We start from the raw sequence: 24,991 nt of genomic DNA, 5'->3' as shown, positions 1-24,991 counted from the left end.
TCGTAGGCGTCGTAGGCGTCGAAGAAGGGGTGCGGGAACGTGAAGTCAGCTGTGTCGCGTGGCGTGGTGGTCGTATCGGTGATGGCGACCCTGGGGTTTGCCGCGGGGTGCAGCGACGGCGACGGCGGTGGCGGCGGCAAGAAGCCGTCGAAGTCCGCGGAGGCGGGCACGCCCTCCGCCGAGGGGAAGCTGGAGAGTGCTGCTCTCGCTGCGGGCGACGTCAAGAAGTACAAGCTCGAGAAGGAGTCCGCGGGGTCTGCGGGCGAGGCGAGGCGTCCCGCCGGGCCCGTGCACCCGGCCGAGTGCCGACCGCTGTCCGAGATGCTCAAAGCCGCCGCCCCGCCGAAGGCGAAGGCGCACGTGAGCCGCGTACTGAGCAGCACCGACGTCGCTGACACCACGGCGACTGAGGTCGTGCTGTTCGCGTACGGCCAGGCCGATGCCGAGAAGACCATGGACACGCTGCGTACGGCGACGAAGTCGAAGAAGTGCGCCACGTTCGGGGAGGGCGGTCGCCGCTACTTCGGCGTCAGGCCGCAGCCCGCGCGGGGCGGGGGCGACGAGGCCGTCTCGTACAAGCTCGCCAACCGTTCCGGCGAGTTCATCGACCGGAGCCGCGTCACTGTCGTACGAAGCGGCTCGACGCTGATCGCCTTCCGTGCGGCGAGCGTCTTCGACCCGGAGCCCGTCCAGGCCGACGAGGAGTCCGGTGACGGCATGACGGCCGATCCGAAGGTGTCCGACGCGATCGTCGACGCGCAGCTCGCGAAGCTGGCGGGGGCGAAATAGCGTCGGCATGACGTCGGCATGACGTCGGCATACCGAAGGGCCCCGCGGGACGGATCCGCGGGGCCCTTTGGCTGTCAGCACCGACGTCAGGGCAGCGTCGGTGCCGCGGAGCGGCGCCGGGGGGAGTGCGCCGCGAGTCTGGAGAGCGCCGGTGGCCGACCCGGCGCACGAGGGGCGCACAAGTGGTATCGACCAATGGCAATGGAGTTGTGTACTGCTGGGCATGCGGCTGTCCTGCTACGCATCGTGGTGGATGCGCCGACGCCTGCGCAACCGGTTCGACGGGATCTGGACGAACACGGACAGCTGGGGGACAGCTGGGGTTCTCCGCCGGGACCGGGGGCAGCCGGAGGGGCGGTCGGGACGTACGGCTGCGGTGCACGGTCGGGGTGCACGGTCGGGGTGGATGGTCGGGACGGGTCGGGACGGAGGTCGGTCGACTCCGGGCGTCCCCGAAGTCGACCGTTCCCTGGGTGACCGGGCTGCTGTCCCCTGCCGTCCGGTCACATCTCTGGAGCGAGGTCCCACGGCACACACGAGATGTGCGCCTCATCGCTCCAGCGGAGCCACGCGTGGTTTTTCCGTGCCCGCCCCTGGCTGGCACGGACATCGGGACCAACGAAGCCCCGCGGGACCCGGTCACGCGCCGTACGGGTGAGAGCGGACCCGAACTCAGGTCCGGTGGCCGAAGGGCCGGGTCCGACCTGGCCCGGACCTGGCTCAGACCTGGCTCAGACCTGGCCCCTGCACAGCTCGAGAAGCGTCATCGCGAGCGACGTACCGGGCTTGCCGAGCGCGTCCCTGTAGTGGCCGAGCACCTCCATCTCGCGGGAGAGGTTGACGCGGCGGCCGCCCGAGCCGATCCGGGCCTCTTGGATGACGGCCGATACGGCCATCCGTTCCTGTACGAGACCGATGATGCGGTCGTCGAGTGCGTCGATACGGTCACGCGCGCCCTCGATCACGTCGGCGGCCTCGGGGGTGCGGGCGCCGGTCTTGTCGGTCGCGGTGGTGATGGCGGTGGCGGTGGCGGTGGTCATCTGGGGCTCCTCATCGGATGGATCTCGGATGGATCTCGGGCGGATCTCGGATGGAGTGCCCCGGAGCGACAAGGTCCGGGAATGACAGAACGCCCCGGGCCTTGTCGGCCCGGGGCGCCTGGGAAGTCGCTTGTCAGTGGATCAAGCAGCTCGACCATGGCAGCCGGCGGGCCGGTTGCCATAGGTAAAGAGGAAGCTGAGGTGCTTGGTCACGAGGACAGTATGCCTCCACGCGCGCGTGCCTGGTCAACACGGGTTCCGCCGCGGCTCGGATGCTGAGACGGTCCCGGCGGGGCCCCGCTCCGTCGGATGCGACGAAGGGGGTGGCCGCGGGCCCGTTAGAATCGACAAACAGACCCCCTGCTCACGCACTGAGCCTCAGCTCACGCGCAAGCTCACGCTCAACGCCGGAAGGCCGCCGCCGTGCCATCAGCGTCCCCCGCTGCCGCCGCTCCCGACACCGTTCTGGTCGTCGACTTCGGAGCGCAGTACGCCCAGCTCATCGCCCGACGTGTCCGTGAGGCCCGGATCTATAGCGAGATCGTGCCGAGCAGCATGCCGGTCTCCGAGATGCTCGCGAAGAACCCCGCCGCGATCATCCTCTCCGGCGGCCCCTCGTCGGTGTACGCGGACGAAGCGCCCTCCGTGGACCGCGCGCTGTTCGAGGCGGGTGTCCCCGTCTTCGGCATGTGCTACGGCTTCCAGCTGATGGCGACCACCCTCGGCGGCACCGTCGACAACACGGGCGCCCGGGAGTACGGACGGACGGCCCTGGCCGTCTCCAAGCCCGGCTCGACGCTCTTCGAGGGCACCCCGGCCGAGCAGTCCGTGTGGATGTCGCACGGCGACGCGTGCAGCGCGGCGCCCGAGGGCTTCACCGTCACCGCGTCCACGGACGTCGTGCCGGTCGCGGCCTTCGAGGACGACGAGAAGAAGCTGTACGGCGTGCAGTACCACCCCGAGGTCATGCACTCCACGCACGGCCAGCAGGTCCTCGAACACTTCCTCTACCGGGGCGCGGGCCTGAAGCCCGACTGGACCACCGGCAACATCGTCGAGGAGCAGCTCGCCGCGATCCGCGAGCAGGTCGGCACCAAGCGCGCGATCTGCGGCCTGTCCGGCGGCGTCGACTCCGCTGTGGCCGCCGCCCTCGTACAGAAGGCCATCGGTTCGCAGCTGACCTGCGTGTATGTCGACCACGGCCTGATGCGCAAGGGCGAGACCGAGCAGGTCGAGAAGGACTTCGTCGCGGCCACGGGCGTCAAGCTCAAGGTCGTCGACGCGCAGGAGCGCTTCCTGAGCGCGCTTGCCGGGGTGTCCGACCCCGAGCAGAAGCGGAAGATCATCGGCCGCGAGTTCATCCGCGTCTTCGAGCAGGCCCAGGCGGAGATCGTCGCCGAGGCGCCGGGTGACCAGCCCGTCGAGTTCCTGGTCCAGGGCACGCTCTACCCGGACGTCGTCGAGTCCGGCGGCGGCACCGGCACCGCGAACATCAAGTCCCACCACAACGTGGGCGGCCTCCCCGAGGACATCGAGTTCCAGCTGATCGAGCCGCTGCGCCAGCTCTTCAAGGACGAGGTGCGGATGGTCGGGCAGGAGCTCGGCCTGCCGGACGAGATCGTCCAGCGCCAGCCCTTCCCCGGCCCCGGTCTCGGCATCCGCATCGTCGGCGAGGTCACGCGCGAGCGCCTCGACCTGCTCCGTGACGCCGACGCGATCGCCCGCGAGGAGCTGACCGCCGCCGGTCTCGACCGTGAGATCTGGCAGTGCCCCGTCGTGCTGCTCGCGGACGTGCGCAGCGTGGGCGTGCAGGGCGACGGCCGGACGTACGGTCACCCGATCGTGCTGCGGCCCGTCTCGTCCGAGGACGCCATGACCGCCGACTGGTCGCGCCTTCCGTACGAGGTCCTCGCGAAGATCTCGACGCGCATCACGAACGAGGTCGCCGATGTCAACCGCGTCGTCCTCGACGTGACGAGCAAGCCGCCGGGCACGATCGAGTGGGAGTAGCCCTCCCCGCGGGAGCCGTCCCGCAGAGCTGATACGGCGCTGTCCACCGAGGTGGGCGGCGCCGTTCGCGTACGTCAGGTCCGCCTGGTCGTCCGCGCCGGCGCACCCGGCCTCCACTGCTGCACCACCAGATACTTGTCGTCCTCGATGTACGTCCTGACCACCTCCGCCAGCTCCGTACGGAAGAGGTGGAACGCGGCCGGGTCCGGCGGGTCCACATCGCCCACATACCGCGCGATGACCTCGGGGTCCTCGACCTCGATCGCGCGTCCGGCGATCCGGATGTCGCCGCCCGCCATCCCCGTGCCGGACCCGGGATTGGCCTGGATCGCGAAGCGCGGATCGCGGCGCAGATCGAGCGCCTTCATCGAGCCCGGCATCATGCCGAGCCACAACTCGCCGTACAGGAAACGGACTTCGAGCCCCGTCGTGCGCGGCGATCCGTCCTTGCGCAGCGTGGCGAGGACGTGGTGGGTGAACGCGCCGAACCGCTCCTCGGCGGTCCGCGCGAAGGTGGGTTCCGCAGTGGCGAAAGCTGCCCAGTTCGTCGTCATACGGTGAGTGTCCCGCCCATACCCGACACCTTCTGTCCGGCATGGCGCACCCTTTCCTGTCCGTCGCCGCGCCCCGCTTGTGCACTCTCTTCACAGAGATCCCCTGTCTTCCTGCGCTGACCGGCGGTAACTTCCGCTCCGTACAGCCAGGGATGGAGGACACATGCAGGCGCCCACACCGATACCCGTCGAACGGTTGCAGTTCGCGATGCCGCCCGTGCACGATTCGTCGGCGGACGAACGGCGGTACCGCAAGGAACGGCTTGCCGGGGCGCTGCGGCTTTTCGGGCGGCTCGGATACGAGGACGGGGTGTCCGGGCACATCACGGCGCGGGACCCGGAGCACGAGGACTGTTTCTGGGTGAACCCCTTCGGGATGCCCTTCAAGCACGTCACCGTGGGCGATCTCGTCCTCGCCAATGCGCAGGGGCAGGTCGTCGAGGGCCGCCACCACGTCAATCAGGCCGCCTTCACCGTCCACGCGGAGGCGCACCTGGCGCGGCCCGACGTCGTCGCCGTCGCGCACTGCCACTCGCTGCACGGCCGCGCCCTGTCCACACTGGGTGAACTCCTCGACCCGATCACTCAGGAAGCCTGCGCTTTCTACGAGAGCCACGCGCTGTACGACGGCTACACGGGCGTCGTCGTGGACTCCGACGAGGGGCGGCGGATCGCCACCGCGCTCGGCGACCACAAGGCCGTCATCCTGCGCAACCACGGGCTTCTCACCGTCGGCGATTCCGTCGACGCCGCCGCCTGGTGGTTCCTCACGATGGAGCGCTCCAGTCAGGTCCAGCTGAGCGCACGAGCCGCGGGCCGACCGATTCTCATCGGCCACAAGCAGGCGGTGGCGACGCGCGAGCAGCTCGGCAGCGATCTCGTGGCCTGGATCAACTACCAGTCCCTGTGGCAGGACATCAGCCGCAGCGAACCGGACCTCCTCACTTGAGCCCACGACCCCCCGCGTCAACCCGGCCGCGCGGGAACCACCCTCTCTGACCTCACCCGAGGGGTCTGATCGTCTTCTCTTACGGCACAATCCCCTTTCATCGCATAGAAGTTCACTTTTCGGTGTTCGAACGAGGGCGGGGAAGGCGGCGTACGCGGTGGCGGTGCAGGAGGCGCGGCAGGGCGCGCACGGGGGCGGCTGCGAATGCGGCGACTGCCCGCACGGTGCGCGAGAGGGGCATCGGCGTGCCGTGGCCGCGTTCCTCGCCAAGCGCGATGAGCTGGCCGCGGGGCAGGGACTGCCCGCGGCGGTCGCCCACTCGGCGGGCGCCTCCCGGCAGTGGGTGTCGGACGAGCTGACCCAGTCGGCGCGCGATGTCGCCGAACGCGGCCGTGCCGAGGGCCACGCGTGGCTCGGCCGGCTGTGGCGGCGCACCGTCGGTGTCATCTGGGCCTCAGTGGGCGTCCTGCTCCTGGTCCAGGCGCTCACCGCGATCGGCACCGGGTGGACGCTCGCCCGGACTGCCGGAGTGCTGGCCGCCGCGGTCCTTGGCGGCTTGCTGACCGGCGCGGGATATGTGCACCGGGCGCGCGGCGGGATCCTCGCGCCGATGATCGGCGAAGACAATCGCCTCTCCACCTCCCGTGCGGTGGCGGCCTGTTGGGTCCTCCTCGTCGTCTTCGCCGTGCTCCTCCTCGCGGGCGAGCTCGCCGGGGCTTCGGGCCACCGCGAGCGGGACGAACTGATCGCCGGGCTCGACCTCGCCCGCGCCGCCGGCGCCGTGACCGTACTCGCCGTGGTCTGCGGGGTCGCCGTACTCGTACGTCGCGTGGTGGGCCTGCGTGTCCTTGGCCAGCGGCTCCAGAAGGTACCCGCCGACCGCCCTCGCACCGCCGATCTGCTCACCGACGACGCGGGCCGCGGCAGCTTTGCGGACGCGCAGTACGTCCTGGTCAGCGCGGTCGCCATGGCCTTCGCCGCCGTACGCCTCGCGCGCCGCCCCGAGCAACTGCCCGACCTGCCGTGGGGGCTCGCCCTCCTCGTCCTGGTGTCGGCGGCGACGTACCTCGCGGGGAAGTACGCCGAGGGCGGCCGTCCCGTGATCCTCTCCGTGGTCCGCGCCCGCGAGGCGGGTGACCTGGACGGCCCCATCCGCACGGGCGACGACATCGAGATCCGCGGTGCCGGGTTCGTGCCTCCCGGCGCGCAGACCGCCGACCGCCTCGCCCGTATGGTCGTCCGCATCGGAACCGTGCACGTCCATGTGCCGCTCGTCCCCGTGCCGGGCGGCTTCACCAACCCGACCGACGCGGCACTGACCGTCCCCGTCCCCGTCGATGTGGAGCCGGGGCGCGTCGACGTCCAAGTGATCACGGCAGCGGGCCTGGAGACGAACCGCTGCACGATCGACGTCACGGACTGAACGACCCGGCCCAGCATCGAGTCGGTCCTCGCGAATTCGCTGTACGTCACTGAGCAGCACCCCCTCTTCCTACGTATCGTCTGGTGACGGGTGAATGGGCGAGACGGATCTACGGGAGAGGCGGCGAGAGCGATGGCTCACGGTATGCGCACCGACAGCCACACCAGCTACGTCAGAAGCAGCGGCGGCTGGCGGGAGAGCGGCTCCCGTTACGCCCTGCTCCCGCTCCGGATCTTCCTCGGCGTCACTTTCATCTACGCGGGCCTGGACAAGCTCACCGACAGCGCCTTCATGTCGGCCACCGGCGCCGGATCCATTGGCGACATGATGGAAGGCGTCCGCGACATCTCCGCCATCCCGGCGCTCGTCGACCTCTCCCTCAAGAGCCCCGTCGGCTTCGGCTACGCCATCGCCTTCGGCGAACTCGCCGTCGGCATCGGCACCCTCATCGGCCTGTTCGCCCGGATCGCCGCGCTCGGTGGTGCGCTGATCTCGCTCAGCCTCTGGCTGACCGTGAGCTGGTCCACCGAGCCCTACTACTACGGCAACGATCTCGCCTACCTGATGGCCTGGCTCCCGCTGATCCTGGCCGGGGCGTCCGTCTTCTCGGTCGACGCGATGCTCGCGACCCGGCGCAGGCATTCTTCGGGGCTCGGCTGAACGGCTAGGCGTCCTTGGGGCCGTCGACCGAGCGGTCCGCCACCTGGGCGGTGGACCGGCCGCGTATGCCGTAGGCCACGGCTGCCGCCGCGCCGCCGAGCAGCAGTCCCGCAAGGATGAGTGGGAACGCCACGAACCACGGTGTCTCCCAGATGCCGCCCGCGTCGCCCGCGTAGGCGATGGCCGCTATCAGCAGGAAGAGGCCAAGGACCAGCTTGCCGGGATGGAACTCATGACGTAGCACGGGTCACCTCCACCTGTCCGATGCCTACCTCGACACGCAGCTCCAGCGTGCCGCCGTCCTTGCTGCCCGCGGGCCGGTCCAGCGTCACCGTCTTCTCCTTGCCCGGAGCGATGTCCACGTCTCCCTTGCTGTCGTCCGGCAACTGGATGTCGCCGACGCCCACTTCGATGTCCAGCTTCGCTGTGCTGTCCTTCGGCACGATCACCTTCAGCTGCCCCGCTCCCACGTCGGCCCTCGTGCTCACCGTCCGGCCCTTGCCGGGGCCGGCCCGGGTCAGGTCGAGTGTGCCGACGCCCGTCCCCAGTTCGTACCGAGGCTGGACCTGTTCCACCGAGGCCGGCTTCCAGTCCGTGCGCACCCAGGTGGTGCTGATGTCCTCGGGCAGCGCGGCCGAGCCCGCGAGGAGCATCGCGGTGATCACCGCGAGCACGATCGATCCCACGCCCGTGCGCCCCAGGAAGGCGCTGAGCGCGATGCCGATGCCGAACACGGCGAGCGCCAGAGCGAGGCCCGTCTGCAGGCTGGTGCCGAGCGGCTGCTCCTCCCACGTCAGGCCTGTGCCGAGTCCGCCGGCGAGCAGCGCTCCCAGGAAGACCGAGCCGCCGATCCAGCGCGGACCGCGCGGCTTGGGCCGTGGGGCCGCGGCGGGCTCCTGCTGCCGTATCCGCCCGTGCGGGGGGTCGGGCCGATACTCGATGGTCACTCCTTCCGGCCCCCAGAAATAGCCCGAGATTCCGTCGTGCGTGCCGTCCTTGACGATCGGGTCCCGCCACCACGAAGGGGCACCGGCCACCGGTGGTGCCTTCGCCTCCGGCGGGGCGTCCGCCACGGCCTGGGCAGCCACCGGGTCGGGGTCGGTCGTGCCGCGCTGCTGCGACCAGTACCCCGCGCCCGCGAGCAGCAGGGCGAGGACGGCGGCGAAGGTGAGTGCTCCGCCGTTGTTCAACAAGGAGAGGAAGACGCCGCAGCCGACGAGCGCGAAGAGCACGGCTGTCAGTGCCTGGCCGTCCACCCGGCCGGAGAGCAGCCTGCGTGCCTCGTTCTCCTCCTCGTCGTCGAAAGGGACGAACAGCCACGCGAAGCCGTAAAAGACAAGGCCGAGCCCGCTGGTGACCGCGAGGACCGCAAGCCCGATCCGGAAGATCACCGGATCCATGTCGCAGTGCTGTCCGAGCCCCGAGCAGACGCCGCCCAGCTTTTTGTGCCGCCGGTCGCGGCGGAAACGACGCACGCCCAACGGCCCGCCCGGCTCCTGCGCCATGGCGTTGAGCGGATCGCGCGGCGCGGCCTGCGGGCCCGTCCCGGCGGGCTGGTCCTCTGTCATGTGTCCATGGTGACGGGCGGGAGGCCGCGGCGGCAGTCGGGACAACCCTGGACGAACCCTGAGATCGCCCCTGACACGTCCCTGCCCGACCGGCTTGCCGTGCTGTCAGCGGCGGAGATCAGGGGAGTCTCGGGGGTCGACCCTGATGCCCGCGCCCGCGTACGCGTGTGAATATCGGAGACATGCCGGAAGCCGCAGCAGTACCCAGCGAAGACGAGCGGCCGCTGCGAAAGCTCTATCGCAGCGGTGACGGCCGTTGGCTCGGCGGGGTCGCGCGCGGCCTCGCGGGTCATCTCGGGCTGCCCGTCGTCTGGGTGCGGCTGATCTTCGTCGGCCTCTTCATGGCGGACGGGCTCGGCGGGCTGCTGTACGCGGCGTTCTGGTTCTTCGTGCCGCTGGGCATCGGCGGGGTCGACGCCCAGCGGCCACCCTCCGCCGTCACCACCGACACGACGCCTGACGGCCGCCGCAGACTCGTGGCCCGTAAGCCGGACAAGGGCCAGCTCGTAGCGCTGCTCGCGATGGTCATCGTCGCCATGGTCTTCGTCGGCAATGTGGATCTGGGCAGTTCGACCAAGGCCTATCTCTGGCCGACCCTGCTCGTCGCCGCCGGTGTCGCCCTGGTCTGGCGCCAGGCCGACAACGCCCGCCGGGCCCGCTGGATGGCGGTCGGCCGCCGCAGGCGTACTCTCACCATCGCCCGCTCGGCGGCGGGAGTGCTGCTCGTCGGCGCCGGGGTCTCCGGCATCGTCGTGCTGCAGGGTTCCACTTCGCACCTCAGCTCCGTGCTGCAGGCCGCGCTCGCCGTGCTCGTCGGCGTCGCGTTGCTCGCAGGGCCCTATCTCGTGCGCATGATGCAGGACCTCTCCGAAGAGAGGCTCATGCGGATCCGCGCACAGGAGCGGGCCGAGGTCGCCGCTCATGTGCACGACTCGGTCCTGCACACCCTGACCCTGATCCAGCGCAACGCGGAGAACGCGGGAGAGGTGCGCCGCCTGGCCCGCGCCCAGGAGCGCGACCTGCGCCAATGGCTCTACAGACCGGAGGGTACGGGCAAGGACGAGGCGGACGAGCCCGACACCCTCGCCGAAGCGGTCCGGCGCGATGCCGCGGAGGTGGAGGACAAGCATGGCGTCCCCATCGAGGTCGTCATAGTCGGCGACTGCCCGCTCGACGACCGGCTGACCGCGCAGACGCAGGCCGCGCGGGAAGCAATGGTGAACGCCGCCAAGTACGGTGGCGAGGGCGGTGCGGTGCAGGTCTTCGCCGAAGTCGAGGGGGAGACGGTGTTCGTGTCCGTCCGGGACCGTGGCCCCGGCTTCGATCTGGATTCCGTGCCGGACGACCGCATGGGCGTACGAGAATCGATCATCGGCCGTATGCAGCGCAACGGCGGCACGGCGCGGCTCCGCGCAGTGCCGGGGGGCGGCACGGAAGTCGAGCTGGAGATGGAGAGGACGGCGACGACATGAGCGACATGAGTGACGCGAGCGAGCCCGTGGGGCCCAGGGGTGGATCGGACGGTGCGGCCGAGCCGACCACGTCGGGCGGGGCGACTGAGTCCGACCAGTCCGCCGATGCGGCCGTTGCTGCCGTCGGCGGTGACCAGGACGGGCGCCGTGCGCGTGTCGTCCTTGTCGACGACCACCGGATGTTCCGGACGGGCGTCCAGGCTGAGATCGGCAGGACCGCGATCACGGGTGTCGAGGTCGTCGGCGAGGCCGCGGACGTCGACCAGGCGGTCACGGTCATCACGGCGACGCGTCCTGAGGTCGTGCTCCTCGACGTGCACCTTCCGGGTGGCGGTGGGGTCGAAGTACTGCGCCGCTGTGCGCCGTTGATGTCCGATGCGGAGAGCCCTGTGCGGTTCCTCGCCCTGTCCGTCTCGGATGCCGCGGAGGATGTCATCGGAGTCATCCGGGGTGGCGCCCGCGGCTATGTCACCAAGACCATCACCGGCACCGATCTGGTCGACTCCATCTTCCGTGTGCAGGACGGCGACGCGGTGTTCTCGCCGCGGCTCGCCGGATTCGTCCTTGACGCCTTCGCGTCCACCGACGCGCCCCCGGTCGACGAGGACTTGGACCGACTCACGCAGCGCGAGCGCGAGGTACTGCGGCTCATCGCGCGGGGGTACGCGTACAAGGAGATCGCCAAGCAGCTCTTCATCTCCGTGAAGACGGTCGAGTCGCATGTGTCGGCGGTGCTGAGGAAGTTGCAGCTGTCCAACCGGCACGAGCTGACGCGGTGGGCGACGGCGCGGCGGCTGGTCTAGGGGAGTCCGGCGTGGCGACTGCCTCGCAGTCGCCACCTGCCTGACCAGCGTCCTCACCTCCGGCCTGCCGGAGGTGAGGACGGTGTGCCCGGGAGCTCCGAGGCTCTGCCTGACGGCCTGTGCCGGGTCGTGAGCGGGGTGGGGCCCAGCTTCCGCATCGCCCAGCGGTAGTGGCCGAACGCCTTCGTGATGCCGACCAGGCCCGTCAGCCACAGGATGAGGCCCGTGCCCATGCCTCGGGCGACATCGCCGTACGAGTCCCTTCCCGGCTCGGCGTGGGCGGTGGCCGCGAAGGATGCCCACAGGCCGAGCGTGCACACCATGAGGGACGCGAGGAGCCAGACGAGGCTGAGGCCGGGGGAGCGGAGGGTGGCGTCCGATGCCGGGTGGCTGTCCAAGTCCAGCCAGCTGGCGGTGAGTTCTCTTGCCTTCCGGTCGCTTCGGATGCCGAGGAGCACGCCGATCACGGAGGGGGCGAATGCCGCCAGGCCCAGGATCGCGCAGACCGGGCCCATGATGAAGGCCATCGGATCGCGGTCCTCGATCATCTCGATCGGCAGCGTCAGGAGCGCCCAGCCGACGACGCCGCCGAGTGCGAACAGCCAGAGCAGTAGCAGCCGGTGTACTCCCAGGATCCGCCTGCGCAGCTCTTCGAGTGCCATGCCTCGGTCGGCGAGGAGTGTGTTCCGGTCCGGCCAGGTGCGCAGGTGGACGGGCGGCGGAGGTGGTGGAAGGGTGCGGCGGCGGAGCATGGACCTGACATTACCGGTGGGCCCGCACAGCCCCCGCAGCCGCCCGCACAGCCCTTCACGCCACCCGCGTGGCTCCCGCGAACGGCATCTGGTCGATCGGGGCGAGGCGCACCGGTGCGCTCGGGTTCGGGGCGTGGATCATCTGTCCGTTGCCTACGTAGAGGCCGACATGGCTGATGCCCTGGTAGAAGAAGACCAGGTCTCCGGGCTGGAGTTGGGAGCGCGGTACCCGCTCGCCCGCGGCGATCTGCGCGTAAGTGGTGCGTGGGAGGTCGACTCCCGCGGAGCGGTAGGCGGCCTGGGTGAGGCCCGAGCAGTCGAAGGCGTTCGGGCCGGTGGCGCCCCATACGTACGGGCGGCCGAGCGACTTGTAGGCGTACGCGACGGCCGCTGAGGCACGGGAGTTGGAGGCCTTGGCCGGGACGTTCAGGGCGGCGTCGCGGCCCGCGGTCCGGGAGGCCCTGTCCGGACCGCCGTCGCCCGCGAGCTCGGCGCGCTGATCGCCGGTCAGTTGGGACATGAGCCGTTTGGCCGCGTCGAGCTTTCCGTTGACCGTCTTCTTGTGCTTCCTCAGCTCCGCCTGGCGGGACTTGAGGTGCGCGAGTGTGCCGTCGGCCTCGGTGCGCAGCTGGTGGATCTCCTGGAGCTGCTTCTGTACGCCGCTGACGGCCGTGGCCTGGCGGCTGCCCGCCCGGTCGGCGAGTGCGGCGCGCTCGAGGAATTGGTCGGGGTCGGAGGAGAGCGCGACCTGGACGGCCGGGTCGATGCCGCCGCTGCGGTACTGCGCGGCGGCGATCGAACCGAGGCCCTCACGCGCCGAGTTGAGCTTCTCCGTCTTGCGGGCCGCTTCGTCGCGCAGCTCGCCGAGTGACTTCTCGGCGCTGTCGGCCTTCTCCTTGGCGCCGTTGTACTTCTCGGTGGCGATCTCTGCCTCGCGGTAGAGCGCGTCGACCTTGGACTTCACCTCGGCCGGGCTGAGCCGGGGGTCCGCGTGTCCCGTACCGTCGAACGCGGTCGCCGTGGCGGCCCCGGCGAGGGCGATGGTGGCGGCGGTACGGGCCGTATGGCCACTGAGTGAGCGCTGCTTGGGCTTGCGGTGCGCTGCCACGAAGGAGGGCTCCTTAAGGGTCCGGCGGCGGCCCGCACAGGGGGAGCAGGACGCCGCCGGATTTCTCGGCGGTGGTGTCCGACTGCCGCCCCTGGTCCGGGCGGCATTGGGGAGCCGGGCACCTGACGAAGGACGCTAAACCTGGCCGTCACGGGTTGGTGGCGGATTGTGCGCAATTGGCGGAAGTGTTCTGGCGGTGACTGAATGTGACTGCGCGATCCGCCGAACACCATGTCCTTCGCGTCTACCTGTGACCGATGAGGCATTTGTGGCCCACCTGGCTACAGAGCGGTGATAGGGCCCCGGTTAGGCTCCGGACCATGGACGTACTCACCCATGTCTTCGTCGGTCTGCACATCATCGGTATCGCCTCCCTCCTGGGCGGCTTCCTCACCCAGATGAAGCAGATGGGCCAGGGCACGGCCCGTTTCAACCCCGCGATGCTGCACGGCGCGCTGACCATGCTCGTCACCGGCGTGATCCTGGTGGGCCTCAACCAGGCGGACGACAACCCGGTCAACAACATCAAGATCGGCATCAAAATGGCGGTGCTGATCGTGATCCTTGGGCTCGTCTACGTGAAGCGGGACGAGGAAAAGATCGACAAGGGGATGTTCGGCGCCGTGGGTCTTCTGACCACGGCGAACATCTTCATCGCGGTGCTGTGGACCTGAGTTCGTAAAGACAACTCACCCACTACGCGCGCGTGGCCCGCATCCCAAGAGGATGCGGGCCACGCGCGCGTAGTGGGTTGTGTGCAGGTGGGAGGCGATCAAGCAGACCGCTCTCAGGCTGGCCGCACCACGCTGTGGATCGGCATGTAGTAGATCGACTCGACGCGGACGTTCGCGCCCGGCTTCGGGGCGTGGATCATCTTGCCGTCGCCGATGTAGATCCCTACGTGGCTGATGTCGTCGTAGAAGAAGACCAGGTCACCCGGCTTGGCATCGGCGGTCTTCACGGTCGTGCCGACCTTCACCTGATCCCACGTCGTACGCGGCAGGGAGATCCCGGCCGCCTTCCACGCGTCCTGGGTGAGCCCGGAGCAGTCGTAGGAGTCGGGGCCGGTGGCGCCCCACACGTACGGCTTGCCCATCTGGGCCTCCGCGAAGTTGATGACCTTCGCGGCCTTCGTCGCGTAACCGCTGTCCGTGTCCCCGGAGCCGCTGCCGGAGCCGGTGTCGGAACCGGAGCCCGAGTCGGGGGTCTCCTTGTTCTTCTCGCGCTCCTTGGCCGCGGCCTCTTCCGCCGCCTTGCGCTTGGCCTCCGCCTCGGCCTCCTGCTTGCGCGCCAGCTCGGCGGCCTTGCGCTTGGCCGCCTCTTCCTTCTTCTTCTCGATCGCCGCGAGCCGCGCCTTCTCCTCGGCCGTCAGCTCCGAGAGCAGCGTGCGTGCCTGGCCCAGCTTCTTCTGGACGGTCTGCTTGCTGCTCTTGAGGTCGTCACGGGAGTCGCTCAGAGTCTCCAGGCTCGTGGCGGCCTTCGTGCGCTGCTTCGTCGCCGCGGCCTGCTTCGTCTGGTAGTCGTCGACCGCCTTCTTCTGGCGCGCGGTCAGCCGGTCCGACAGATGGTTCTGGTCGAAGTACCCCTGCGGGTCGTCGGCGAGCATCATCGTGGCGGTCTCGGAGACGGCGCCGGTGCGGTACTGGGCCGCGGCGAACGTGCCGAGCTCCTGGCGGGCCTCGTTCAGCTTGTCGGCGCGCTTGGCCACGTCGTCGAGAAGGGTGTCGACCTTCGAGCGCTGCTTCTCGGTGCGCTCCTTGGCCGAGTTGTACTTCTGGGTGGCCACGCCCGCCTGGTGGTAGAGGTCGTCGACCTTCTTCTGGACCTCTTCGAGGCTGGGCTTCTGGGGCGCGGAGGGTGCCGCCTGTGCGCTCTGCGACAGGAGGGCCACAGAGGTGAGGGCCGCCGTCGTGATGCCGATGGCGGGAGTGGCGCGTAGGCCGGCAATGCGGGTCCGCGGCTTGCGGTGCGACGCCAAGGGAGGCGACTCCTTCCGTAGACCGCCTACCGGGTTAGCTGTCGGGTTCGGGCGGGTGGTTCGGAAGGTTGCCCTACAGTCCCGTACTTCGTACGGGACCGATTCACCCCAAGGTCTGAGTGGGTCCCCGGCTCCGAGGAGATCGAACTCGGCGGAGGCCACCCGTTCCCGGCGGGGTTCGCCGGTGGGAGTACGAGCAGCCCGCCCAGCACGCTAGCCAACTCGTGTGGCTCGTGTGAAGGTTGATGTTCGATATGCCCGATACATTTTCGTGACTTTACGAAGCTCTTGACGCGGACACGCGGCGATATGGCGGAGAGTGACCGGTCGTGGGCGGGGCGTAGACGGTGGACGTGGCCGGAACCCGGAGCGGGTTGTCAGTGGGGCCGCCTAGACTCGGGAGGCGATGAGCAGCCTCTTTGATGACAGCTTCCTGGCGGACCTCCAGCCCTCGCGGGCTTCCGAGGAGGAGCCCCCGCCGCCGCCCGACGACAGCACGCCGGAGTCCATTCCGGATGATCTGTTCGACGGGAAGTTTGACGCGCCCGTGCCCAGGGACGCGCACTACCGCGGCGGCGCCCCCCGTCCGGTGATCGATCCGGCGGCGCTGATCTTCGGGTTGAACGAGAACCAGCGAGCGGCCGTCGTGCACGCCGGCTCTCCACTGCTCATCGTGGCCGGCGCGGGCTCCGGAAAGACCCGTGTCCTGACCCACCGCATCGCGTATCTGCTGGCCGCGCGGCAGGTGCACCCGGGCCAGATCCTCGCGATCACGTTCACGAACAAGGCCGCGGGCGAGATGAAGGAGCGCGTCGAGGCGCTCGTCGGACCGCGTGCCAACGCCATGTGGGTATCGACGTTCCACAGCGCGTGCGTGCGCATACTGCGCCGCGAGTCGAAGACGATCGGCTTCACCTCCTCCTTCTCGATCTACGATGCCGCCGACTCCAAGCGGCTGATGGCGCTGGTCTGTCGCGATCTGGACATCGACCCGAAGAAGTTCCCGCCGAAGTCCTTCAGCGCCAAGATCTCGAACCTGAAGAACGAGCTGATCGATGAGGAGACCTTCGCAGGACAGGCCGCCGACGGCTTCGAGAAGACGCTCGCCCAGGCGTACGCGATGTACCAGTCGCGCCTGCGCGAGGCGAACGCGCTCGACTTCGACGACCTGATCATGACGACGGTCAACATGTTCCGCGCGTTCCCGGACGTCGCCGAGCACTACAGGCGCCGCTTCCGGCACGTGATGGTCGACGAGTACCAGGACACCAACCACGCCCAGTACGCCCTCGTGCGCGAGCTGGTCGGCCCCTCCGGAGGCGAGGGGGACGACCCCGCCGAGCTGTGTGTCGTGGGTGACGCGGACCAGTCGATCTACGCCTTCCGCGGCGCCACGATCCGCAACATCCTCCAGTTCGAGGAGGACTACCCGAACGCGACGACGATCCTCCTGGAGCAGAACTACCGCTCCACGCAGACGATCCTGACGGCAGCCAACGCGGTCATCGAGCGCAACGACAGCCGCCGCCCCAAGAATCTGTGGACCAACGCGGGCGCGGGCGCGGGCATCACCGGATATGTCGCCGACACCGAGCACGACGAGGCCCAGTTCGTCGCCGACGAGATCGACCGGCTCACCGACGCGGGCGACGCGAAGGCGGGTGACGTCGCGATCTTCTATCGGACGAACGCCCAGTCCCGTGTCTTCGAAGAGATCTTCATCCGCGTCGGCCTGCCCTACAAGGTCGTCGGCGGCGTCCGCTTCTACGAGCGCAAGGAGGTCAGGGACGTCCTCGCGTATCTGCGGGTGCTCGCCAACCCGGAGGACTCCGTCCCGCTGCGGCGCATTCTCAACGTACCGAAGAGGGGTATCGGCGACCGTGCGGAGGCGATGATCGACGCGCTCTCGCAGCGCGAGAAGATCTCCTTCCCGCAGGCGCTGAAGCGCGTCGACGAGGCGTACGGAATGGCCGCCCGCTCGGCGAACGCCGTCAAGCGTTTCAACACGCTGATGGAGGAGCTGCGGACCATCGTCGAGTCCGGCGCGGGCCCTGCCGTCGTCCTGGAGGCCGTGCTCGAACGGACCGGCTATCTCGCCGAGTTGCAGGCCTCCACCGACCCCCAGGACGAGACGCGCATCGAGAACCTCCAGGAACTCGCCGCAGTGGCGCTTGAGTTCGAGCAGGACAACGGTGAAGCAGCAGCGGGTGCCGAGGGCGAAGGAGAGGACGCGGAGGCGGGCACAGGGATGTCCGGCACGCTCTCCCAGTTCCTGGAGCGGGTCGCGCTCGTCGCCGACTCCGACCAGATCCCCGACGAGGAGGACGACGGCTCCGGAGTCATCACACTGATGACGCTGCACACCGCCAAGGGCCTCGAGTTCCCGGTCGTCTTCCTGACCGGCATGGAGGACGGGGTCTTCCCGCACATGCGTTCCCTCGGCCAGGTCAAGGAGCTGGAGGAAGAGCGCCGTCTCGCGTACGTGGGCATCACGCGCGCGCGGGAGCGGCTCTATCTGACGCGGTCCTCCATGCGCAGCGCCTGGGGCCAGCCTTCGTACAACCCGCCGTCGCGCTTCCTGGAGGAGATCCCGGAGGCCCACCTCGACTGGAAGCGGACGGGGTCCATCGGCGCACCGGCATCTTCCGGGCCCGCTGCGGGAATCGCCTCCTCCTTGTCGTCGTCGCGCTCCCGCGCCGGGGGCGCGCAGGGCTTCGCCACGCGCCGCGCCTCGGAGAAGCCGGTGGTCGCACTTGCGATCGGGGATCGGGTCACGCACGACCAGTTCGGCCTCGGGACCGTGGTCGGAGTGAAGGGCACGGGTGCGAACGCCGAGGCGACGGTGGACTTCGGAGAGCCCAAGCCGAAGCGGCTGCTCCTTCGGTACGCACCGGTGCAGAAGCTGTAGGGCAGGGGACGGCCGTCGCAGTCGTGTGAGGCGCGGCGGCCGGAGTTACGTCGGGTCGAGGCCGTGGCTGCGCAGCCACGGCAGCGGGTCGATCGCCGAGCCGCCGCCGGGGCGCACCTCGAAGTGCAGGTGCGGTCCGGTGGAGTTGCCGGAGTTCCCGGAGAAGGCGATGGGGTCGCCCGCCTTGACGGGGCCGCTGGAGACCTTGTGCGTGGAGAGGTGGCAGTACCACGTCTCCGTGCCGTCCTTGGCGGTCACGATCGCCATGTTGCCGTAGGCGCTGTTCCACTTCGTGGAGACGACGCCATCGGTGGCGGAGCGCACCTCGGTGCCGTACGACACCGGGAAGTCGATTCCCGAGTGCGCGGACATCCAGTTGACGCCCGCCTGCCCGTAGTACGCGCTCAGTCCCCGCTGCTCGACCGGCAGCACGAACTTGGGGCGCAGACGCTCCTTGCGTGCGGCTTCCTCGGCAGCCTTCTTCGCGGAGGCCACCTTCTCCGCCTTGAGGTCGATGCGCTCCTGGGTGCGGCTCGCGCGGTCGGCGAAGTCACCCGCGTCCGCAGAGAGGTTCGCCAGCTGGGTGTCGAGTTTGTTGTTGGCGGCGGAGGGCTTCACCGACGCGACGTCCGGGGCCGAAGCCGCCTGCGTCTCCTTGCCGTCGTCGCCGCCGAAGTCGCCCACGGACGCGGCGGCGATACCGGCGACGCCCATCACGCAGGCGGAGGGCACGGCGACGGTGAAGAGAGCGGAGCGCTTGGCGGGGGAGCGGCGGCGGGCCCGCGAGCGGGAACCGGCTCCGGAGCCGGGGCCGGCGCCGTGCGAGCGGCTCATGACGGGGGGCGCTTCGTCACCGGCGGGGCTGTGGTGGCTCGGCTCTACCGGGCCGAGCGAGTCGGCGGGCGCCTCTTCGGGCGTGAACTCGTGCCCGGTGGGGGCCGGTTGGGCGTAAGGCTCGGGGGAATCGGGGGAGTGCGGCCCGGAGGGGTAGGGCTCGGAGGCGTAGGGCCCGGTGCCGTAGGGCGAATGCGAATACCCGTGCGGTTCGGGCGACATGTGCGGTTCGGGTGCCTCGTACGTGTCCGGCGCTCCGGGCGTGTCCAGAGCGTCATACGTTCCGTGGGTACCCTGCGCTCCGTGCGCCTCGTGGGTCCCGTAGGCCTCGTGGGTTTCAGGGGCGCCGTACGGCTCGTGTGCCTCGGGGGTGCCGTACGCGGCTTCCTGGCCGACGGAGTTCCACGCGGTCGCGTCGTACGCGCCGGTGTCGAAGGGCTGCGCCTGCCACTGGCCTGTCTGCTGGGGCTGGTTCCAGGCGGTGGTGTCCCACTGGCCGGTGGTGTCCCACTGGCCAGTGGTGTTGTCCGGGCCCAACTGCGCCGGGATGTCGGCGGAGAGGTGCTGATAGCCGCCGGTCGACCACGCGGTCTGGGTTTCGTAGCTGCCGGTCTCGTAACCACTGGTGCCGTACGCGGCCTGGTGCTGCGCGGCGTACGGGTCGTAGGTGAGTGTCTGCTGCGTGCCCGTGGTGGACCACTGGCCGGTGTCGTACGGACTGCCGGGCATGTCGCCGAAGAGCGGATCGGCCGCGAAGCTTCCGGTGGAGTGGCCGTCGTACCCGGTGTAGCCGCCGTGTTGAGCGCCATGCTGGTCATACGCCGCGTAGGACGCATAGTCGGCGGGTGCCGAGGCCGGGGGAGTTGAGCTCCCCGACGGGGGACGGTCGTTCACCAACTTCTCTTTCGCCTCGGCAGCAGGGGCAGAGCAGTGCGGTGACTGTACCCGGCGGTAAGCGGGCACGACAATCTTCGGCAGGTTTCCCGCTCTCAGGAAACGGGCATTCGGCCGCCTTTCGGCGGACTGTGGGCACAGCTTTGGCCCTGCGTTCGAGATCCGTTCGACGGAATTCCATGAATGCGGGGTGCGGAAGCCGCTCGTCAGGCCACGGTCAGTCCGTCCACCGCGCCCGTCGCACGGGTCCCCGCGGCAGGCTGGTCGAGGGACTGGCGGATTCCGGCGGCGACCGCGGGGTGCACGGGCAGGGCGAGGTGGCCGATTCCGGAGACACGTACGTTGTGCGCGATCAGGTCGGGGTGGTTGACGCAGGCCGTCTCGAGGGGGTCCATCAGCTGGTCGAGGTCGCTCCAGAAGCTCACGAAGCGGGTGCGGCAGCCCGGTGCGGGCTCGCGCAGCTCCTCGATCACGTCCGAGCCGGGGCGCATCTGGCGCACGATCGGGTGCGCGTCGGCCAGCGGTACGACGCGGGTTCCCTCATGTGGGGTACCAAGGGTGACCAGTGTGCGGACGCGTGCGTCGCCGCCCAGGCGCTGCGCGTAATAGCGGGCTATCAGGCCGCCGAGGCTGTGCCCGACGATGTCCACCTGGTGATGGCCCGTGCGCTCGCAGATCTCCTCTATATGGCGGCCGAGCAGCTCGGCGGCGGTACGGATGTCGCACGTCAGCGGTGAGTAATTGAGGGACTCCACGTGCTGGCCGCCGTGCTGGGCCAGGGAGCGGCGCAGGAGGACGAAGACCGAGCGGTTGTCGATGAAGCCGTGCAGGAGGACGACCGGTGTCTTGCTCTCCGCCGGGAGACGGGGGGCGTCGGGCGACGGCGGTTCGGGGGCGGTCCTGCGTTCCTGGACGATGCCCGACGGGTAGAGGAGGAGATGCCCGGCGAGGATCGCCACCTCGAGTGCGGTCGCTTTCAGCAGGGTCAGGGAGAGCCCCGCCAGTCTGGCGGGCAGCTGAAGGCAGGGCGGGCGAAAGGGCAGGACCCTCATAACGGCCATGATCGACCTCCCGGTCGGCACGCCGGGGGACAACTCTGGCCCCCGTGTGCCTGTAGCGGAGAAGCGTGACGGAGGTCGTACGACGATGCGTGGTCAGCGCTGGTGGCGCCCCGTAGACCGGCGCGATCGCCGATGCGCCGCGTCACCATGCCGCGCGGCTGACGGCTCGGTGGTGCGGCGACCTCGTCACGGCTCCCCTTGCGCCGTCCCGGAGGCGGTCCGTATACCGCTGGATACGGGAGTGGCGCGCAGCGAACGTGTCCCATCGTGTGATTTCCCCCTCGCTCTCCACCGTGAAACTGCCGGGTGCGAGATGCTGGAGATAACGTTCGTTCACTTCCCCGGCCGGTGCGGCACGGGGTGCCAGTGCTCGGACAGATGGATATCGGTACATGGAGGCAGTGATGGGTGTGGCAGCCGGACCGATCCGCGTGGTGGTGGCCAAGCCGGGGCTCGACGGTCATGATCGCGGGGCCAAGGTGATCGCGAGGGCACTGCGTGACGCCGGTATGGAGGTCATCTACACCGGCCTCCATCAGACGCCCGAGCAGGTCGTGGACACCGCGATCCAGGAGGACGCCGACGCGATCGGCCTCTCCATCCTCTCCGGTGCGCACAACACGCTCTTCGCGCGCGTGATCGAGCTCCTCAAGGAGCGGGACGCGGAGGACATCAAGGTCTTCGGCGGCGGCATCATCCCGGAGGCGGACATCGCCCCGCTCAAGGAGAAGGGCGTCGCGGAGATCTTCACTCCCGGGGCGACGACGGCGTCGATCGTGGACTGGGTCCGGGCGAACGTCCGGCAGCCCGCCGGGGCCTGAGCGGGTCCGCTTTCCGGTGGGGGTGCCTACGATGACGGCACCCCCGGGTCCCCCGGATCCGCTGGGTCTCCCGGATCCGCTGGGTCTCCCGGACCCACGCCAAGCTCCGCCCGCATCGCCGCGCGCAGGCGCAACGTACTGACCAGGCGCTGGAAGGCCTCCGACCAGTAGCCGCCCGCGCCGGGCGCGGCGTCCTCCGGCTCGTCCGGTATCGCCGTCAGCACGTCGAGACGGACCGCCTCCGCCGGGTCCAGGCACCGTTCCGCGAGGCCCATCACACCGCTGAAGCTCCAGGGGTAACTTCCGGCGTCCCGCGCGATGTTCAGCGCGTCCACCACCGCTCGCCCCAGCGGTTCCGACCAGGGCAGCGCGCACACCCCAAGGAGCTGGAACGCCTCCGAGAGCCCGTGCGCCGCGATGAACCCCGCGACCCAGTCGGCCCGCTCCCCGGCCGGCAGCGCGGCCAGCAGCTTCGCGCGTTCGGCCAGCGACGCCGCGCCGGGGCCCGCCGCATCGGGGGACGCGGGAGCGCCGAGCAGCGCCCGGGACCAGATCGCGTCGCGCTGTCGCACGGCGGCGCGGCACCACGCGGCGTGCAGCTCGCTCTGCCAGTCGTCGGCCACGGGCAGTGCCACGATCTCGGCGGGGGTCCGGCCGCCGAGCCGCCGCGACCAGGTGCCGAGCGGGGTGGCCTCCACCAACTGGCCGAGCCACCAGGAGCGTTCGCCCCGGCCGGTGGGCGGCTTCGGTGTGACGCCGTCACGCTCCATGCCCGCGTCGCACTCGTGCGGCGCCTCGACCGTGAGCGTCGGCGTGCTCTTCGTGCCGTTCGTGTGGTCGATGGCCACGCAGGAGGCGGCGCGGTCCGCCATCCGTGCGGCGAGGGCGGACGCTGGGAGAGCGGAGAGGAGCTCGGCCGCCGTGGCGCGTACGTTCCGGCTGCGGTCGGTGAGGGCCTGTTCCAGAAACGGCTCGTCCGCGTCGCACAGTTGGGTACGCAGCGAATCGAGGAACATCAGACGGTCCTCCGCCCGCTCCGTGCTCCAGGTGGTGGCGAGCAGTTCCCGCGCGGCGGCCGGATCGTGAGCCCGTACCGCGCCGAGCAGGGCGACGCGCTCGGCGAACAGACCCTCTTCCCAGAGCTGTTGGACCTGGCCGGTCTCCTCCGGGGCGGGCAGGGCGACCCCACCGCCCGGCGTGGAGCGGAGTGCGAACTTCCAGTCCGGGTTGAGCCTCGCGAGCCACAGGGCTCGGGGGCCCGCGAAGGTGAGGGCCTGCGGGCGCAGGTCCGTCCGCCCGCGGGCCGCGTTCAGGAGGGCGGGCAGCAGCTCCGGCGGCGGCGCGAAGCCGCGGTCGTTGGCCAAGGCCAGCCATTGCGGGAGCAGTTCCATCAGGTCGGGCACGGCGCCGCGGCGCCCGCCGGTGCCGGCGCCGGGGTGATCGGTGAGCAGCGTGGCCAGCCTGCGCCGTGCCGTCGGCGGGACCAATGGCCTGGGGTCCTCCGCGGCAGGCTCGGGCGGGGCGGCGGCGGGCGCGGGGCGCAGGCCGGCCCTCCGCCGGACGGTCTGTACGGCGGCCGCGTCCAGCAGGGCGGCTGGCGCGTCCTTGCCCGGGGTGCGTACGGGGAACGGGCGGCGGTCGGTACCGAGGAGCGCGGCGGTGACCAGGTCTTCCCAAGGGGTGAGTTCGGCGATCCTGGTGGGTCCGGCGATCCTGGTTGATTCGGTGGGTTCGGTGGGTTCGGTGGGTTCGGTGAGTCCGGTGAGTCCGGTAGGTCCGGTGGATTCGGTGGATTCGGTGGAATCGGTCGTGCCGGTCATTTGGTCCCCTCTCTTAGAGAAGGCGGGGAGCTTGCAGCGGGCTTGGTGGTGGGTGCGGCCGTGGGTGCGGCCGTGGCCGTAGGCGCGGGCGTCGTCGTGGGTGCAGGCGTCGTCGTGGGTGCGGTCAGCACAGGGCTACCGCCTCTCCCTGGCCGCGCGGCCAGGCCGTCAGAGGGGTGAAGCCCTGGTGGCCACATTCGCCGAACACCGTCACCGGAGCGCCTCCGGAGAGTGCCATCAGGCGCCACAGCCCCGGCCGGGACGCCGCGGACGCCGTGATGGGCAGCGCCACATCGCCTCCCGCGTCCGCCAGTTGCCAGCCATGGGTGTCGGGGGTCGCGTCAGGGGTCGGTATCACTTCGCCCAGCGTCACCGGCCAGGAATCCAGCCAGGGGTCGTCCCGCAGCATCTCTCCGTAGCGCGCCGCCGCCTCCGCCGTCCGTATGCCCGGTGGCCGGGCCGCCGTCGGCGCGGGGGTGCTGAACTGTTCGCCCAGGTCCGTGCGCAGCTGCCCGCCGCCCGGGTACGCGGTCAGCTCGGCGTCGAGCGCGAGGCCGACCGGCAGCGCGAGCGCGGGTGCGCGGCCCGCGGCTCCGTAGGAGAGGAGCAGGGCCGTCCGGCCGGACCTGGCGCCGTGCAGCCAGATCCGGCGGGTGGTCAGCCTGCTGTCCGCCGTGTCGTACTGCGCGAGCACCAGCCAGTGGTCCCGCACCGGCGGGCCCGCCGCCGACGTGGGCAGACCTATGCGCGAGCGCACCGTGGCCGCCAGGTCGTCCGGAAGGTGCTCGCGGTGCAGCCAGCCCTGGTCGAGGAGGTGGAGGAGCGCGCACTCCTCCAGCATTCGCACCGGCCAGCCCGGCCCGGAGGAGGGGATCGCCCCCAACTCCCGTACACGTGCGGCAAGTCCGGGCGCCTGCGCGTCGACCATCCGGGCCGCTGTCTCCTCCCACAGCCCGTACCCAGTCTGCTCGGCGGAGGCTATGCCGCCGCGCACCAGATCGGAGAGGCGCTGCTCGAGCTCTGCCGCCCCCGCCGTGACCCGCTCGGCCCGCCGCTCCGCCCTGCGGCGCGCGGCCTCGGGATCAGCGGGCGATGAACCGGGCACCTCGCCCGAACTCCGCTTCGTATCCGCTCTCTTGCGGCGCCCTTCCAGCCACTCCGCCGCCCAGGCAGGCGGCTGCTCGTCCGGCACCGATCCGTCCGCCGCCGCCCAGAGCAGCAGCAGCCCGAGCGCGTGTTTGCACGGGAACTTGCGGCTCGGGCAACTGCACTTGTACGCCGGGCCCGCCGCGCCGGTGACGTCCGCGATGTCGACGACTGTCTGATACGGCTTGCTGCCACTTCCCTTGCACAGGCCCCACACCGTCCCCTCGCCCGAACTGCCTGCCTCCGACCATGGCCCTGCGACGCCGAGTTTGCTTCCCGCCTTGCGCGACGGGGCGTCAGGCGCCATGGCAAGGACCTGATCCGCCGTCCAGCGCACCCCCTGCTGAGTCATGTGATCGAAGGTAGGTCCCGCCACTGACAATCGACCTGACGGTCGATGT

Annotated in this window: 21 protein-coding genes and 1 riboswitch; of the genes, 10 read left to right on the top strand and 11 right to left on the bottom strand. The window is 70.2% G+C overall.

Annotated elements, in window-relative coordinates; genetic code table 11:
- The first annotated feature begins 39 nt into the window (after positions 1 to 39).
- Positions 40 to 789, top strand: a complete 750-nt coding sequence (locus ACGFSB_RS17005) for a hypothetical protein (protein WP_393399443.1) — start codon at positions 40 to 42, stop codon at positions 787 to 789.
- A gap of 731 nt (positions 790 to 1,520) precedes the next feature.
- Here ACGFSB_RS17005 and ACGFSB_RS17000 read toward each other — a convergent pair.
- On the bottom strand, positions 1,521 to 1,829 hold the full coding sequence (locus ACGFSB_RS17000) for a chorismate mutase (protein ID WP_393399440.1): 309 nt from the start codon (positions 1,827 to 1,829) through the stop codon (positions 1,521 to 1,523).
- A 423-nt stretch (positions 1,830 to 2,252) separates the two neighbouring features.
- Here ACGFSB_RS17000 and guaA point away from each other — a divergent pair, with 423 nt between their 5' ends.
- Positions 2,253 to 3,839, top strand: coding sequence for a glutamine-hydrolyzing GMP synthase (guaA, locus tag ACGFSB_RS16995; protein WP_393399437.1), 1,587 nt, complete (start codon positions 2,253 to 2,255; stop codon positions 3,837 to 3,839).
- A 74-nt stretch (positions 3,840 to 3,913) separates the two neighbouring features.
- Here the strand turns inward: guaA and ACGFSB_RS16990 are convergent, their stop codons facing one another.
- Positions 3,914 to 4,393, bottom strand: a complete 480-nt coding sequence (locus ACGFSB_RS16990; protein ID WP_393399435.1) for a pyridoxamine 5'-phosphate oxidase family protein — start codon at positions 4,391 to 4,393, stop codon at positions 3,914 to 3,916.
- Between the two features lie 163 nt (positions 4,394 to 4,556).
- Between ACGFSB_RS16990 and ACGFSB_RS16985 the strand changes: the two genes are divergently transcribed.
- The 3 genes from ACGFSB_RS16985 (at position 4,557) to ACGFSB_RS16975 (ending at position 7,425) form a co-directional block, all read left to right on the top strand.
- Positions 4,557 to 5,342, top strand: coding sequence for a class II aldolase/adducin family protein (locus ACGFSB_RS16985; RefSeq protein WP_393399432.1), 786 nt, complete (start codon positions 4,557 to 4,559; stop codon positions 5,340 to 5,342).
- A gap of 157 nt (positions 5,343 to 5,499) precedes the next feature.
- Positions 5,500 to 6,765 carry a hypothetical protein gene (locus ACGFSB_RS16980; RefSeq protein ID WP_393399429.1) on the top strand — a complete coding sequence of 422 codons (1,266 nt, stop codon included), beginning with the start codon at positions 5,500 to 5,502 and terminating at the stop codon, positions 6,763 to 6,765.
- Between the two features lie 132 nt (positions 6,766 to 6,897).
- Positions 6,898 to 7,425, top strand: coding sequence for a DoxX family protein (locus ACGFSB_RS16975; RefSeq protein ID WP_393399427.1), 528 nt, complete (start codon positions 6,898 to 6,900; stop codon positions 7,423 to 7,425).
- Between the two features lie 4 nt (positions 7,426 to 7,429).
- On the opposite strand, the gene ACGFSB_RS16970 is transcribed toward ACGFSB_RS16975, so the two are convergent.
- Together ACGFSB_RS16970 and ACGFSB_RS16965 are read right to left on the bottom strand one after the other, a co-directional pair.
- Complete coding sequence (locus ACGFSB_RS16970; protein WP_393399424.1) at positions 7,430 to 7,669, bottom strand: hypothetical protein; 240 nt, start codon at positions 7,667 to 7,669, stop codon at positions 7,430 to 7,432.
- On the bottom strand, positions 7,656 to 8,993 hold the full coding sequence (locus tag ACGFSB_RS16965; protein WP_393399422.1) for a PspC domain-containing protein: 1,338 nt from the start codon (positions 8,991 to 8,993) through the stop codon (positions 7,656 to 7,658). Before ACGFSB_RS16965 ends, ACGFSB_RS16970 begins: the two co-directional genes overlap by 14 nt.
- Before the next feature lie 182 nt (positions 8,994 to 9,175).
- Here ACGFSB_RS16965 and ACGFSB_RS16960 point away from each other — a divergent pair, with 182 nt between their 5' ends.
- Positions 9,176 to 10,465 (top strand): PspC domain-containing protein, encoded by a 1,290-nt coding sequence (locus tag ACGFSB_RS16960; RefSeq protein WP_393399419.1) that lies wholly within the window; start codon positions 9,176 to 9,178, stop codon positions 10,463 to 10,465.
- A 5-nt stretch (positions 10,466 to 10,470) separates the two neighbouring features.
- Positions 10,471 to 11,268: a LuxR C-terminal-related transcriptional regulator gene (locus tag ACGFSB_RS16955; protein WP_393400160.1), complete on the top strand. Its 798-nt coding sequence runs from the start codon at positions 10,471 to 10,473 to the stop codon at positions 11,266 to 11,268.
- A 53-nt stretch (positions 11,269 to 11,321) separates the two neighbouring features.
- On the opposite strand, the gene ACGFSB_RS16950 is transcribed toward ACGFSB_RS16955, so the two are convergent.
- Both ACGFSB_RS16950 and ACGFSB_RS16945 read right to left on the bottom strand, forming a co-directional pair.
- On the bottom strand, positions 11,322 to 12,020 hold the full coding sequence (locus ACGFSB_RS16950) for a hypothetical protein (protein ID WP_393399417.1): 699 nt from the start codon (positions 12,018 to 12,020) through the stop codon (positions 11,322 to 11,324).
- 55 nt (positions 12,021 to 12,075) lie between these two features.
- Positions 12,076 to 13,128: an NlpC/P60 family protein gene (locus ACGFSB_RS16945; RefSeq protein WP_393399414.1), complete on the bottom strand. Its 1,053-nt coding sequence runs from the start codon at positions 13,126 to 13,128 to the stop codon at positions 12,076 to 12,078.
- A 320-nt stretch (positions 13,129 to 13,448) separates the two neighbouring features.
- On the opposite strand from ACGFSB_RS16945, the gene ACGFSB_RS16940 reads away from it, so the two are divergent.
- Entirely contained in the window at positions 13,449 to 13,802 is a 354-nt protein-coding gene (locus tag ACGFSB_RS16940) for a hypothetical protein (RefSeq protein WP_393399412.1), read from the top strand.
- 113 nt (positions 13,803 to 13,915) lie between these two features.
- Here the strand turns inward: ACGFSB_RS16940 and ACGFSB_RS16935 are convergent, their stop codons facing one another.
- The gene (locus ACGFSB_RS16935; protein ID WP_393399410.1) at positions 13,916 to 15,106 is read right to left on the bottom strand and encodes an NlpC/P60 family protein; all 1,191 of its coding nucleotides are present in this window, start codon (positions 15,104 to 15,106) and stop codon (positions 13,916 to 13,918) included.
- Positions 15,107 to 15,113: 7 nt separating this feature from the next.
- Positions 15,114 to 15,270, bottom strand: a riboswitch (cyclic di-AMP (ydaO/yuaA leader).
- Between the two features lie 242 nt (positions 15,271 to 15,512).
- On the opposite strand from ACGFSB_RS16935, the gene pcrA reads away from it, so the two are divergent.
- A complete protein-coding gene (gene pcrA / locus ACGFSB_RS16930) occupies positions 15,513 to 18,014 on the top strand; it encodes a DNA helicase PcrA (protein ID WP_393399408.1) in 2,502 nt (833 codons plus the stop codon).
- Between the two features lie 45 nt (positions 18,015 to 18,059).
- Here pcrA and ACGFSB_RS16925 read toward each other — a convergent pair whose 3' ends face one another.
- Both ACGFSB_RS16925 and ACGFSB_RS16920 read right to left on the bottom strand, forming a co-directional pair.
- Complete coding sequence (locus ACGFSB_RS16925; RefSeq protein WP_393399406.1) at positions 18,060 to 19,742, bottom strand: peptidoglycan DD-metalloendopeptidase family protein; 1,683 nt, start codon at positions 19,740 to 19,742, stop codon at positions 18,060 to 18,062.
- 206 nt (positions 19,743 to 19,948) lie between these two features.
- On the bottom strand, positions 19,949 to 20,803 hold the full coding sequence (locus tag ACGFSB_RS16920; RefSeq protein ID WP_393399404.1) for an esterase/lipase family protein: 855 nt from the start codon (positions 20,801 to 20,803) through the stop codon (positions 19,949 to 19,951).
- Positions 20,804 to 21,207: 404 nt separating this feature from the next.
- Here ACGFSB_RS16920 and ACGFSB_RS16915 point away from each other — a divergent pair, with 404 nt between their 5' ends.
- Positions 21,208 to 21,624 (top strand): cobalamin B12-binding domain-containing protein, encoded by a 417-nt coding sequence (locus tag ACGFSB_RS16915; RefSeq protein WP_160506729.1) that lies wholly within the window; start codon positions 21,208 to 21,210, stop codon positions 21,622 to 21,624.
- Between the two features lie 26 nt (positions 21,625 to 21,650).
- Here ACGFSB_RS16915 and ACGFSB_RS16910 read toward each other — a convergent pair whose 3' ends face one another.
- Together ACGFSB_RS16910 and ACGFSB_RS16905 are read right to left on the bottom strand one after the other, a co-directional pair.
- Positions 21,651 to 23,444, bottom strand: coding sequence for a DUF5691 domain-containing protein (locus ACGFSB_RS16910; protein WP_393399402.1), 1,794 nt, complete (start codon positions 23,442 to 23,444; stop codon positions 21,651 to 21,653).
- A gap of 124 nt (positions 23,445 to 23,568) precedes the next feature.
- Positions 23,569 to 24,942: an SWIM zinc finger family protein gene (locus ACGFSB_RS16905; protein WP_393399400.1), complete on the bottom strand. Its 1,374-nt coding sequence runs from the start codon at positions 24,940 to 24,942 to the stop codon at positions 23,569 to 23,571.
- Positions 24,943 to 24,991: the final 49 nt, after the last annotated feature.

It is taken from the genome of Streptomyces sp. NPDC048441 (assembly GCF_043200235.1).
Classification (GTDB): domain Bacteria; phylum Actinomycetota; class Actinomycetes; order Streptomycetales; family Streptomycetaceae; genus Streptomyces.
This window is presented reverse-complemented; position numbering and strand designations above follow the sequence as displayed.